Source organism: Cytobacillus sp. EB106-05-05-XG126 (genome assembly GCF_058791715.1).
Window position 1 is genome coordinate 30,446 of sequence record NZ_JBYTDU010000011.1, and the last position, 12,720, is coordinate 43,165.

The window sequence follows — 12,720 nt, forward strand, 5'->3', positions numbered from 1 at the left end:
TATTTTCACTTTAGCTGAATAAGCGGTCACAAACCAGCGCTTTGACGCATTTTATTTTCACTTTAGCTGAATAAGCGGCCTCAAACCAGCGCTTTGACGCATCTTATTTTCATTTTGGCCGAAGAAGCGGTATCTGTCACCGGCTTTGATACGGCTTGTTTTCATATAAATTAAATTTTCCATGAAAGGAGGTCATACAATGGACTTTGCACAATTCAAGCAGGAAGTGATTGAATACAGCAAAACAATTGGCATTGATAAAATCGGTTTTACGACAGCGGGCACATTTGATGAAATGAAAAATAGGCTGATTCGCCAGCAGGAGCTTCAATATCAGTCAGGATTTGAAGAGCCTGATATTGAGAAGAGGGTGAATCCCGGCCTGCTAATGGACAAGCCCCGGTCTATTATTTCCATTGCGGTTGCTTATCCTTCCAAAATGAAGGTAAGGGTTGTCAGCAAAAGAGGTGAAAGAAGGGGGATTTTCTGCCGGGCTTCATGGGGGAAGGATTATCATCATATCCTGAGGGAACGTCTTCAGAAGCTTGAGGAATTCATTCAGTCAAGAATTCCTGAGGCGATATGCAAATCCATGGTGGATACAGGTGAGCTGGTAGATCGGGCCGTTGCCCAGCGTGCCGGAATCGGCTGGAGCGGAAAAAACTGTTCCATCATCACACCGGAATTCGGATCGTATGTTTATCTTGGAGAAATGATAACAAATCTGCCTTTTGAGCCTGATAAGCCAATGGAAGACAAATGCGGAAGCTGCAATAAATGTGTTGAGGTCTGCCCGACAGGGGCTTTAATTCAGGGAGGTCAGCTTGATGCACAGAAATGCATTGCCTTTTTGACACAGACAAAGGGTTTTCTCGCAGAGCCGTATAGAGAAAAACTGGGGAATAGGCTTTATGGCTGCGACACCTGTCAAACTGTATGTCCTGAAAATAAAGGCAAGGATTTTCATCTGCATGATGAAATGGAGCCGGATCCGGAAGTGGCAAAGCCGCTTTTAAGGCCGCTTCTTTTTATCAGCAACCGTGAATTCAAAGAAAAATATGGCCCGGTCTCAGGTTCCTGGAGAGGGAAAAAGCCGATCCAGCGAAATGCCATCATCGCCCTGGCTCACTACAAAGATGAGACAGCGGCAGAAGACCTGATTAAAGTTATGAAAGAGGATCCGAGGCCGGTAATACGGGGAACGGCCGCATGGGCGCTCGGGAAAATAGGCGGGGAAAAATCACTCCTTGCACTAAAACAGGCATTGCAGCAGGAGAAAGACGGAGAAGTCATTGCTGAAATAGAAAAAGGTTTGAGTTTTTTTGAACAATGAGGGGGAGAAATCCCCCCTTTTTTTATAGCTTTTTTTCTGTATGACCGCAGAAGCTGGTCAGCTCGGCTGATTTACTGCAGGATTGCGCGAAAAATTAAGCAAAGTCCTTTGCTTCCTCTCATATGTATTGAATAGGAGAGGAGTGAGGTGCGTGAGGGACCAGCTTCATGAGCTGTTAAAGAAAAGAGTGCAGCAGTGCGTTTCCCATTCAAGAAGTTCAATTCATACATGCCCTAAGATTGAGAAAAAGAAAGAATCTCTTTCCGGCCGCTCCGGTGAGATTGTGAAAGCACAGGCAACCGGAAATGTGATCAGGGTCGGCGAGGAGAAGGAAGATGTGACTCCGGTCGAATATAGAGTTCACTTCAAATATCTAATTAAACAAAAAGGCATATTTTATTTGGAAGAAGAGATTGAAGAGCGGATAGCCGACTTCTATAAAGGAGTATTTGTTGAAGACCGGGAGAAAAATCCTTTTAAAGATAGTAAAAAAGAAGAAGTATCTTCAGACCGGGTATTTGAAGAAGAAGAAAGGTATGAGTATGAATATGACCGCATGAAGGCTGTACAGTATGCAGAAAAATGGTGGAACACTTATAATCCGGCCTATAAGAAATTTGATGTGGATTGCACCAATTATATTTCCCAGTGCCTTCATGCAGGCGGCGGCCCAATGAGGGGATACCCCAACCGCGGTAAAGGCTGGTGGATGAGAAGCGGGAATTGGAGCTACAGCTGGACAGTAGCGAATTCAATGCGGTGGTATTTGCCCAGTTCAAATTCAGGGTTGAGGGCTGAGGAAGTCTCCAGTGCGGATCAGCTCTTAATAGGAGATGTTATTTGCTACGATTTTCAGGGAGACGGGCGCTTTGACCATACAACAATCGTGACGGGCAAAGATGCATCAGGAATGCCCCTCGTCAATGCCCACACCTATAACAGCCGAATGCGCTATTGGGCTTACGAAGATTCAACAGCTTATACACCAAATATTAAATATAAATTTTTGACAATTACCGATGATCAGTAATTTGTATGGTGATTTCAACGTGATATAATAACACATGCAGATTTAATTTAGAGGTGAAAAAAGTGGGATTGCATGTAGTATTATATCAGCCGGAAATTCCGGCCAACACAGGCAATATAGCCCGTACCTGCGCGGCTACTGATACGACATTGCATCTGATCCGGCCGCTCGGCTTTTCAACAGATGATAAAATGCTGAAGCGGGCTGGCCTGGATTACTGGCAATTTGTAAAAATTGTTTATCATGATTCATTGGATGATTTCTTTAAAAGCACTGAACAAGGTGAATACTTCTATTTAACGAAGGATGGCACCAAGCCATATTCCACTTTTGACTATAGCAAAGTCGAGAAGGATTATTATTTTATTTTCGGCAAGGAAACGACCGGTCTTCCCAATGATGTTATTGAAAGAAACAAAGAGCGCTTGTTAAAGGTACCAATCAACAATAATATCCGTTCGCTTAACTTATCCAACACAGCTGCCATTCTTGTCTATGAAGCACTGCGCCAGCAGGAATACTTACATTTATCATAGGAAAACACAGGGCCTGAAAGATTATCAGGCCTTTTTCTTTGGAGAAAACTTTCTTCTCTGGGTAAAATGAAAAAGTACATATGGAAAGGATGAGATGTGATGAATGAAGTTACCAACTTGCTGATGGACCATCGTTCCGTCCGGAATTTTGAGGACAGGCCTCTGTCTAAAGAGCAGATTGAAACAATTGTACTATCTGCTCAAGCTGCTTCCACTTCAAGTTTTGTCCAGGCCTATTCAATAATCGGAGTGACAGATAAAGAAAAGAAAGCGAAACTTGCTGAAATGGCAGGCAATCAGAATTATGTAGCTGATAATGGCCATTTTTTCGTGTTTTGTGCTGATCTGCATCGTCATGAAGTCATCGGACAAATGGAAAATAAAAATGTAATCCCATCAATCGAAAGCACAGAGAAGTTTATGGTGGCTGTCATTGATGCTGCTTTGGCTGCGCAGAATGCTGCCATTGCTGCAGAATCGCTGGGACTTGGACTCTGCTATATTGGCGGAATAAGAAATAATCTGGAGGGAGTGGCTGAGCTATTAAAAACACCAGATCGTGTGATTCCTTTGTTTGGACTGGCTGTTGGCTACCCTTCCAAAAAGAACGACAAAAAACCGCGGCTCCCTTTTCAGCACATTTATCATGAAAATGAGTATAATCAGGATGAAACAGCATACCGCCAAGAGCTGGAAGTGTATAATAAAATCATTTCCGAGTATTATGATGAGCGTACAGGCGGCAAGCGGAAGGACACTTGGACCAGTCAAATTGCCGGCATGCTCGAAAAGCAGACACGCATGTATATGAAGGATTTTGTTCAGAAAAACAAGATGGATTTAAGCTAGGAGAATATTGAAATAAGAAAAAAGCTGCTGAATAGATCAGCAGCTTATTTTTTGCTTACGCCTGGCTTGTCATCATAGCCGGCAGTGAAAATAGCAGCAAGGAAAGCAACCATTACACCGATAATAATAATTGTACCCATGTATATGTAATCCTCCTTTAGCGGTATCTCAATAGGCAAGCATGTAAATATAAGCTTATTATAGCCCAAAAATGTATAACTGTGAATGAAAAGTATGGAGTTTTTTTTACAGTTAGATTCCTGCAGCAAAGTATTCCTAATAATTAATCCCCGTAAAAAGTACAAACCAAACTCTTAATAGTTTACGCATGTTCGATTGCCGGTGCGCATAGAGTATATTAATCGTCTCTGATAATGCGACAGGGGGAGGTCCTTATGGATATTCTAAAAAAAATTGAGATGTACAGACACGAGGAAGAAAAGCTTAAATGGGAAGGGACTTTTGGAGAGTATTTAGAAATTGTCAAAGAGAAGCCATGGGTTGCCCAGTCAGCACATTCGCGGGTATATAATATGATTAAGGATGCCGGTGTCGAAGAAGTGAAAGGGCAAAAACGATACCAATTTTTCAGCAATCAGCTCTTTGGATTAGAAGAAGCATTGGAAAGGCTGGTAGAAGAGTATTTTCACCCTGCTGCCAAACGCCTTGATGTCCGTAAAAGGATCCTTTTATTAATGGGTCCTGTCAGCGGCGGTAAATCAACATTAGTGACAATGCTAAAGAGAGGCTTGGAGCAATATTCCCACGCTGAAAGGGGCGCGGTCTATGCTATTAAGGGCTGCCCAATGCATGAAGATCCGCTTCATTTAATTCCGCATCACCTCCGCAAGGATTTTTATGATGAGTATGGAATAAGAATTGAAGGAAACCTATCGCCATTGAATAGTATGCGTCTTGAACAGGAGTATGGCGGCCGCATAGAAGATGTTTTAATTGAACGAATCATTTTCTCCGAAGACCGCAGGGTGGGGATTGGAACTTTCAGCCCTTCAGATCCGAAATCCCAGGATATTGCTGATCTGACTGGAAGCATTGACTTTTCAACTATTGCTGAATATGGTTCAGAATCCGATCCTCGTGCCTACCGTTTCGACGGGGAACTGAATAAAGCAAACCGCGGTATGATGGAATTCCAGGAAATGCTGAAGTGTGACGAGAAGTTTTTATGGCATTTATTATCCCTGACTCAGGAAGGCAACTTTAAAGCCGGACGCTTTGCCCTGATTTCGGCAGATGAGCTAATTGTCGCTCACACGAATGAAACAGAGTATCGTTCATTCATTTCCAATAAAAAGAATGAAGCTTTGCATTCCAGGATAATCGTTATGCCAATCCCATATAATTTAAAGGTTTCAGAGGAAGAGAAGATTTACGATAAAATGATCCGTGAAAGCGATGTTTCCAATGTGCACATTGCACCGCATACTTTAAGAGTGGCAGCGATGTTTACGATTTTAACCCGCATGAAGGATCCGAAAAAAGGCGATATTGATTTAGTTAAGAAAATGCGTTTGTATGATGGAGAGAGTGTTGAAGGCTATAATAGAGCAGATGTGGAAGAATTGAAAAAAGAGCATGCAGATGAGGGCATGAGCGGCATTGACCCGCGTTATGTCATCAACAGGATCTCTTCGACAATCATCCGCAAAAATATCACAAGCATCAATGCGCTGGATGTATTGCGATCGCTAAAAGAAGGATTGGATCAGCATCCATCCATTACTCCAGAGCTTAAGGAAAGATATCTGAACTTTATTTCTCTGGCCCGCAAAGAGTATGATGATATCGCTAAGAAAGAAGTCCAAAAGGCATTTGTTTACTCCTATGAAGAATCTGCGAAAACGCTTATGGAAAACTATCTTGATAATGTTGAAGCATACTGCAATAAAGCGAAACTGCGCGACCCATTAACCGGTGAGGAAATCAGTCCGGATGAAAAGCTGATGCGCTCAATCGAAGAGCAGATTGGCATCTCCGAAAATGCGAAGAAAGCATTCAGGGAGGAAATCCTCATCCGCATCTCCGCTTATGCCAGGAAAGGCAAGCGCTTTGATTATAATTCGCATGACCGTCTGCGCGAAGCCATTCAGAAGAAACTCTTTGCCGACCTGAAGGATGTCGTGAAAATCACAACATCTTCAAAAACGCCGGATGAGCAGCAGCTGAAGAAGGTGAATGAGGTAGTAGCACGTCTGATCGACGAACATGGATATAACTCCACATCAGCAAACGAACTGCTCCGCTATGTGGGAAGCTTGCTGAATCGATAAATGGAGGGCCTGGCAGTATTGCTGCCAGGCTTATTTTTTAGTATGTAATTAATAGATTTAATACATATAAAAAAAGAGGCTTCGAAAAGCCTCTTCATCCATTTTTGTCGATTTTTAATGCGGGTTCTTTCTTTTTTTTCTGGCATTCCGGACAGATTGGCTTATTTTCAAGGTAAACGGTCCGCTCAAATATCGATAATTCACCGCACCAGCTGCAGCAAAGGATTTCACTCATAAAATCCCCCCCTTTTGTATAATCCTATTTACACTTGGCCATAATTATGCCTGCAGAATCAGTATAAAAGTTTAGATTAGCCCGTTTAGGGGTATATATACAGCAGAGGTGATATTCATGAAAAAGAAAGAATTAGATAAGGATTATACACCGAGAAACAGCTCAATGGCAGAAAATATTGAGGAAATGGAAAACCTGGGCAAGCAGATGGAAAATCTCCGGACCAATAAAGAATTAAAAGAGGATTACGATAAATATCCGGATCCTATTCAGAATAAAAACAAGGACAAGAACCTTCGCTAACCGCGGAGGTTTATTTTGTATAAAAAATGGGCTTGTCCAAAAGATGCTTCGAATGTCTTATTGTCAAAATTATTTGTAAATTATTTTGTCTTCCCGCATATGATAGAGTAATAAACATTTCTTTGTATTGGTGCATGAATATCAAAATCACTGCCGGGAAATGAATCTATGAAATGAAGGCAGACTGCTGAAATGGGGATGTTTCATCTTTTTTGACACTCGCGATATTGTATGTTGGAAAGCTGTAATGTGTGAAATTTAATTTAAAAGGAGGGGTTAACATGACGAATGTCAATAACCATCAGTTTGTGATTTCCCAAGAAGATTGGTCCCTCCATCGCAAAGGCTATGATGACCAGCAGCGTCATCAGGATAAAGTCCAGGAAGCAATCCGCAACAATTTGCCTGATTTAATAACGGAAGAAAACATTGTAATGTCGAATGGGCGGGAAGTGGTAAAGATTCCGATTCGCTCATTGGATGAATACAAAATCCGTTATAACTATGATAAAAACAAACATGTCGGCCAAGGCGATGGAGATAGCCAGATTGGAGATGTAGTGGCCCGTGACGGATCCGGCAGCAAGAAAGGACCCGGAAAGGGGCAAGGAGCAGGCGACCAGGCAGGCGAGGATTATTTTGAAGCAGAAGTATCACTGATGGAAATTGAAGAAGCTTTATTTAAACAATTGGAATTACCTAATTTAAAGAGAAAAGAACAGGATGAAAATGTGATAGAGGATATTGAATTTAATGACATCAGAAAGACAGGGTTAATGGGCAATATTGATAAGAAAAGGACCATGATGTCGGCATTTAAGCGCAACGCAATGAAGGGAAAGGCAGCGTTCCACCCGATTTATAAGGAAGATTTGAAGTTTAAGACCTGGAACGAAATTGTAAAGCCTGATTCAAAGGCTGTCGTGCTTGCGATGATGGATACGAGCGGATCGATGGGGATATGGGAAAAGTATATGGCCAGAAGCTTTTTCTTCTGGATGACGCGGTTCCTGAGAACCAAATATGAGACAGTTGAAATTGAATTTATTGCCCACCATACAGAAGCAAAAGTGGTTTCAGAAGAGGACTTTTTTTCAAAAGGAGAAAGCGGTGGAACGATTTGTTCATCTGCCTACCGAAAAGCACTTGAGCTGATAGATGCCAAGTACGATCCGCGTAAATTTAATATTTACCCTTTCCACTTCTCAGACGGTGATAACCTGACCTCTGATAATGCCCGCTGTGTCAAGCTGGTGGAAGACCTGATGAAGGTGTCCAATATGTTTGGATACGGTGAGGTCAACCAGTACAACCGCCACTCGACCCTGATGTCCGCCTATAAAAATATCAAAAATGATGATTTCCGATATTTTATTCTTAAGCAAAAAGCAGATGTATTCCATGCGATGAAAAGCTTTTTCAAACAGGAAGAGGATAAGAAGAAATATGCCTAAAGAGAGGGAAACCTCTCTTTTTGTTTCAGCAAAAAGCCCCCATTTTCAGGGGGCTGCTGCTATTTAAGCCTGTCCTTTGTAAGCACTTCTTCCCGATTTACTTCACCACTGGTTTTCACCTCTGCTGAAGTATGTGAATGCTGTACACGACTGGAATTATCGTTGACACAGCATGTATCAGCGGATTTATCTGCCAGTGTTTTGATATCCGATTCATGGACAACCTCCCGGGCTGAAGCACTCTCCATATATCCTTCAGAGTTTTCGGCAGTGATTCTCTGGTTGTCCTGAGTGGAGTTTGGATATTTCCCATAATAGTCAGCGATTAAAACATACTTTCCGTCAAAAACCATGCCTGCGTATTGATCCAGGTCATGTTCATCAAACCGTGTACCATCTTTTTTATCGGGATCAATTCCTGAACTTGTGGCAGGGTCTTCTCCCATGAAAAGAGCTTTAACAGAATCAAGAAAGCGCTGATTGCCCAGCTCCTGGGAACCGACTATTCGCAAGTTCACTCCGTAATTGTCTGCAAAGCTCTCAAGATTTGCGCCATCCTTTGAGACGATCACGAGATTTTCCTTCTGATATCCATTTGACCCTGCACCTTCAATGGCTTCTTTAAGCTCTTGCTGTGTATCGTATCCGCCTATTAATATATTCTTCTTCATATTTTTCACTCCCAGTGTATTATGATATTTTTTTATTTTCCCTGATTTGCAGGCGGAGAAACGTTCTTTTACTTTTGAAGTCAGGATGCAATAGCATATAGTCCGTATTTGGCACAAGCCATAAAAATTAATAAAACTCAAAGAATACAGTATGATAAAGAGATAATAACTGAATTGAATTGCTGCTGGAGGTGGGCAGATATGGAGATTGAGAAACTGACTAAAAGGTTAAGGAACAGAACCCCAATCATTTTGGGGAGTGAGCGATTTTCGAAGTTCGCTATTTTGCTTCCGCTGGTTGAAATCAATAATGAGGTACATGTCCTATTTGAAGTACGTTCACTAAAAATGAGAAGGCAGCCTGGGGAGGTATGTTTCCCCGGCGGAAGGATAGATCCGGAAGATAGGGATGAAGAGCATACGGCCATCCGTGAAACCTCTGAGGAACTCGGTGTGGGCGATGACAGCATCACAAATGTTTCCCCGCTGGATTACATGATTTCCTTCGGTCAAATTATTTACCCTTATGCAGGCATTATCCAAAACCCAGACAAGATTGTGCCGAACCCTGATGAAGTAGAAGAGGTTTTTACTGTGCCTCTGTCATTTCTGAAAAAAGTAAAACCGGAAACGTATCACGTGAATTTTAAGGTAGAGCCAGAAGAAAATTTCCCTTTTGATTTGATTGCCGGAGGTGAAAATTACAATTGGCAGACAAGAAGAGCGGAAGAGGTATTTTACTATTTCCAGGATAAGGTCATCTGGGGGCTGACTGCCAGAATTCTTAAGCATTTTCTTGAGATCATAACGGAAGATTTCAATGAAAGTGAAAGCGTCTGAAGAAAATAATTTTTCAAAAAAGGTTGACGCAGACCTGATAAATGTTTATGATTCATATAAATTGAATACTTAGAAACTTCTTATCAAGAGAGGCGGAGGGACTGACCCTATGAAGCCTCGGCAACCAGCATTCATGCACGGTGCCAAATTCAGAGGAATACATTTTCCGAAGATAAGAAGGCGGAATGAACGGAATATTAATTCAAACCCCTTCTTGTCTGTAATGGACGGAAGGGGTTTTTTGTTTTTACGGCGGCTTTATAAATTTTATCAAGGGGGAATAAATAATGTCAGCGATAACGATCGGGCTATTGGGGTTTGGAACTGTAGGAAAAGGAGTGTATGAAACAATCAGAAAGCATCAGGAAAGGCTTCAGGCGATACTTGGGAAAGAAGTGAAGGTTTCAGCTATCCTGGTCAAAAATGTGAATAAACATTCTTTGCCTGATGAAGAGGTGCTTTTAACAGATGACTTTCAGGATATTATTGAGCTTCCAAAGCTTGATGTCGTAATTGATGCCATTGTTGGCAGGGAGCCGGGCTATACGTATCTGCGCCAGGCCATATCGAGAGGATGCCACGTCATTACAGCGAATAAAGAGATGTTTGCATTTCATGGAAGTGAGCTTGCGAGGCTGGCAAAAGAAAAGAATGTATCACTGGGATTTGAAGCAACAGTCGGCGGCGGAATCCCCATCATTCAGACCATCAGGCAGCTGCTGAATGCCAACAGGATCGAACGGATTGAAGGAATTTTAAATGGCACATCCAATTTCATTTTGACAAGTATGCGCGAGGAGAACGTATCATTTGAAGAAGCATTGAAAATCGCTCAGGAAAAAGGCTATGCAGAAGCCGATCCTAAAAACGATATCGAAGGATATGACGCCTTTTACAAAGCAGTTGTTCTGAGCGAGCTTGTATTCGGGAAAGCGCCGGAACAGGAATACTCTGTAAGAGAAGGCATTACTGATATTACGATTGAACAAATCCGTTTGGCTGATTCGCTGGGGCTGAAATTTAAACATATAGCATCAATTCAGAAGGAAAAAGATTCTGTCCGCTGTACAGTAAAGCCGGTCCTGACAGGAGAATCTCATCCTTTATACAGAGTAGAAGGCGTGCAGAATGCCGTTTCAATCGATGCGGATATTGTCGGAAATATCAGTTTGCAGGGACCTGGAGCAGGCATGTTCCCGACAGCGAGTGCGATTATTGAAGATCTGATTCATGTGGGCAAAGCCGATTTACCTTCAGTATTTGAGGAAGCTGGATCGGAAGAAAATGTTCCTGAACAGCCGCTCTGGGTTATATTGGGTGATGCTGAAGGATATGAATTCCCTGAGGGAGTTGAAATCGCCAGCAAAGTGTCAGAACAGGCCCTGATCGTTAAGGGAGCTGCAGAAGCTGTGTCATTATTAGACAAATCCGGTTTGAAGGCTTATCAAGTGCTTGGAGATTATGCAGTCACGGCAGGGAAGTATAAGCAGGTACAGCCGGTCTAAAAAACAGAAGGGGCAAGCCTTTGAGCTGCCCCTCCTGAAGTATGTTTAGAGATGGTGGATACTAAGCCTGCTGTTTATTAAATAAAGGATTATTTAATCCGGAATACAGGTCTTTAACATGAACTGTTACTATCTTAGCGCCAATCTGGACATGGACCATATTATCAAAAACAGCTGTTACCAGGCCGTTTAATGAAACATTCGCACCAATATTTAGATCTTTGCCGGGAGATTTAACATTTTTCTTGTTTGCCATCGTAACACCATCCCATTCCAATTTATTGAAACTTATACATAGAATATTGCCTTTTTATAGTAAAATAAACGCTTTAATAAAAAAAGTCCAGTAAAATAGCTTGTTTTTTTATCGACAAATTGCAATGAAATTAGACACTTATCTAAAAACAGCAGATGGTACGTTGAACTGCCTCCATAGGAAGAGGATGAAAAGAATGGACAGTCCCCATGCGGCAGCTGGCCGCTTGTGGTGCACCCAAAGGATGGTAAACATAACAGCATTGAAAAGAATCGACCATTTTAAACTCCAGCCATTATCGTACTTTATCAAATTTAATTTGATGTCAACAACCTCATTTACAGTATAGAGAAGGACCCAGCCTAAAATATAAAGCAGTTTCTTAATAAGTTTGCCACCAGGAAATCTGTATAAATAGATCAAAATGGTTACCGGATACTTTACAGCCATTATGGAAAAACTGACATGGGTATTTGTAAGATTCACCTTCTCATCGACCCCCTGTGGATCATATGTCCACATCGGATAAAAGTCTGAGAGCAGATATAAATATAAAAAGTCCCCTAATATGTAAAAAAGGATGGTGGGATAATACATTTTCCAATTTCTCCAGTCACCCCACTTCCATAGAGCGAAAATCCACAAAAAAGCATAAAGAGCATTCATCCATTCACCTCTTCCCAGAGCGCACAGTTATTCCTATCCTATCCAATTTAAGAAAAAATAAAAAAACTAAGCAGGTTAAGACAAATAAATAACCGGAAAACCCAATCAGAAGGGGGCTTTCCGGTTGCTTTTTTACATAGCTGTTATTTTCTGTTCCGTGATACATAAGGACTATCCGCCATCCAGAATCTCCAGGGATAATCCCGTGCTTCACCGGAATTATCAATGCCTATTCGTTTTCCCCGTTTGATTTCCCCGGGAGGGATTCCTTTAGCAATCATTAGAGGAGGGCTGGTAAAATGGCGGCCATAATCATCTATTGTTATATCAAGGGCTTTAGTTAATTTACCGGGACCATTAGTGAGGTTTTTAAGATCTTCCATCTTACGTCTTTTCTTCATTAACTCAAGTCCTTCGACAGGTTCAATCCCTCTGATCAATACAGCTTCCGGCTTTTCTTTTGGGCCGCTTACCACATTAACAAGGCAATGGGTATGCATCACATAAGTGTAGACAAAACCGGGTTCATTGAACATGATCTCGGTCCTTTTTGTTCTCCTGTTTCCAAAGCTGTGTGCTGCTCTGTCTTCCGGGCCCATATAAGCTTCTGTCTCAACAATATAGCCTGATGCCATTCCTTCTTCAGTTTCTTTGATCAATAAGCAGCCCAGAAGTGCTTCAGCCAGCTGAAGCGTCGGCTGCCGGTAAAAACTTTCTGGAAGAGGAGCATATTGTGTTATTTCCTTCATAG

Annotated in this window: 14 protein-coding genes and 1 riboswitch; of the genes, 9 read left to right on the plus strand and 5 right to left on the minus strand. The window is 41.9% G+C overall.

Annotation, left to right across the window (positions count from 1 at the left end):
- Positions 1-199 precede the first annotated feature (199 nt).
- The 5 genes from queG to AC3WTL_RS20615 all read left to right on the plus strand — a co-directional run bounded on the left by queG (position 200) and on the right by AC3WTL_RS20615 (position 6,039).
- Positions 200-1,333 (plus strand): tRNA epoxyqueuosine(34) reductase QueG, encoded by a 1,134-nt coding sequence (gene queG / locus AC3WTL_RS20595; protein WP_492369958.1) that lies wholly within the window; start codon positions 200-202, stop codon positions 1,331-1,333.
- Between the two features lie 151 nt (positions 1,334-1,484).
- Complete coding sequence (locus AC3WTL_RS20600) at positions 1,485-2,363, plus strand: amidase domain-containing protein (protein ID WP_248346560.1); 879 nt, start codon at positions 1,485-1,487, stop codon at positions 2,361-2,363.
- A gap of 62 nt (positions 2,364-2,425) precedes the next feature.
- On the plus strand, positions 2,426-2,899 hold the full coding sequence (gene trmL / locus AC3WTL_RS20605; protein WP_248346561.1) for a tRNA (uridine(34)/cytosine(34)/5-carboxymethylaminomethyluridine(34)-2'-O)-methyltransferase TrmL: 474 nt from the start codon (positions 2,426-2,428) through the stop codon (positions 2,897-2,899).
- A gap of 99 nt (positions 2,900-2,998) precedes the next feature.
- The gene (gene nfsA, locus AC3WTL_RS20610; RefSeq protein WP_248346562.1) at positions 2,999-3,748 is read left to right on the plus strand and encodes an oxygen-insensitive NADPH nitroreductase; all 750 of its coding nucleotides are present in this window, start codon (positions 2,999-3,001) and stop codon (positions 3,746-3,748) included.
- 395 nt (positions 3,749-4,143) lie between these two features.
- Positions 4,144-6,039, plus strand: coding sequence for a PrkA family serine protein kinase (locus AC3WTL_RS20615; RefSeq protein WP_048011724.1), 1,896 nt, complete (start codon positions 4,144-4,146; stop codon positions 6,037-6,039).
- Positions 6,040-6,133: 94 nt separating this feature from the next.
- Here AC3WTL_RS20615 and AC3WTL_RS20620 read toward each other — a convergent pair whose 3' ends face one another.
- The gene (locus AC3WTL_RS20620) at positions 6,134-6,274 is read right to left on the minus strand and encodes a hypothetical protein (protein WP_156185216.1); all 141 of its coding nucleotides are present in this window, start codon (positions 6,272-6,274) and stop codon (positions 6,134-6,136) included.
- 117 nt (positions 6,275-6,391) lie between these two features.
- On the opposite strand from AC3WTL_RS20620, the gene AC3WTL_RS20625 reads away from it, so the two are divergent.
- The gene (locus AC3WTL_RS20625; RefSeq protein WP_035326683.1) at positions 6,392-6,577 is read left to right on the plus strand and encodes a hypothetical protein; all 186 of its coding nucleotides are present in this window, start codon (positions 6,392-6,394) and stop codon (positions 6,575-6,577) included.
- Positions 6,578-6,858: 281 nt separating this feature from the next.
- Positions 6,859-8,031 carry a sporulation protein YhbH gene (gene yhbH, locus AC3WTL_RS20630; RefSeq protein WP_048011725.1) on the plus strand — a complete coding sequence of 391 codons (1,173 nt, stop codon included), beginning with the start codon at positions 6,859-6,861 and terminating at the stop codon, positions 8,029-8,031.
- Positions 8,032-8,090: 59 nt separating this feature from the next.
- On the opposite strand, the gene AC3WTL_RS20635 is transcribed toward yhbH, so the two are convergent.
- The gene (locus tag AC3WTL_RS20635) at positions 8,091-8,702 is read right to left on the minus strand and encodes a general stress protein (RefSeq protein ID WP_248346564.1); all 612 of its coding nucleotides are present in this window, start codon (positions 8,700-8,702) and stop codon (positions 8,091-8,093) included.
- Between the two features lie 201 nt (positions 8,703-8,903).
- Here AC3WTL_RS20635 and AC3WTL_RS20640 point away from each other — a divergent pair, with 201 nt between their 5' ends.
- Positions 8,904-9,542, plus strand: coding sequence for an NUDIX hydrolase (locus tag AC3WTL_RS20640; protein WP_248346565.1), 639 nt, complete (start codon positions 8,904-8,906; stop codon positions 9,540-9,542).
- Positions 9,543-9,619: 77 nt separating this feature from the next.
- Positions 9,620-9,721, plus strand: a riboswitch (SAM riboswitch).
- A gap of 108 nt (positions 9,722-9,829) precedes the next feature.
- The gene (locus AC3WTL_RS20645; RefSeq protein ID WP_248346566.1) at positions 9,830-11,047 is read left to right on the plus strand and encodes a homoserine dehydrogenase; all 1,218 of its coding nucleotides are present in this window, start codon (positions 9,830-9,832) and stop codon (positions 11,045-11,047) included.
- Positions 11,048-11,108: 61 nt separating this feature from the next.
- On the opposite strand, the gene AC3WTL_RS20650 is transcribed toward AC3WTL_RS20645, so the two are convergent.
- The 3 genes from AC3WTL_RS20650 to AC3WTL_RS20660 form a co-directional block, all read right to left on the minus strand.
- Positions 11,109-11,303: a hypothetical protein gene (locus AC3WTL_RS20650; protein WP_035326689.1), complete on the minus strand. Its 195-nt coding sequence runs from the start codon at positions 11,301-11,303 to the stop codon at positions 11,109-11,111.
- 138 nt (positions 11,304-11,441) lie between these two features.
- Positions 11,442-11,969 (minus strand): CBO0543 family protein, encoded by a 528-nt coding sequence (locus AC3WTL_RS20655; protein WP_197214528.1) that lies wholly within the window; start codon positions 11,967-11,969, stop codon positions 11,442-11,444.
- A gap of 143 nt (positions 11,970-12,112) precedes the next feature.
- On the minus strand, positions 12,113-12,718 hold the full coding sequence (locus AC3WTL_RS20660) for a DNA-3-methyladenine glycosylase (RefSeq protein WP_248346567.1): 606 nt from the start codon (positions 12,716-12,718) through the stop codon (positions 12,113-12,115).
- Between the last annotated feature and the right edge of the window lie 2 nt (positions 12,719-12,720).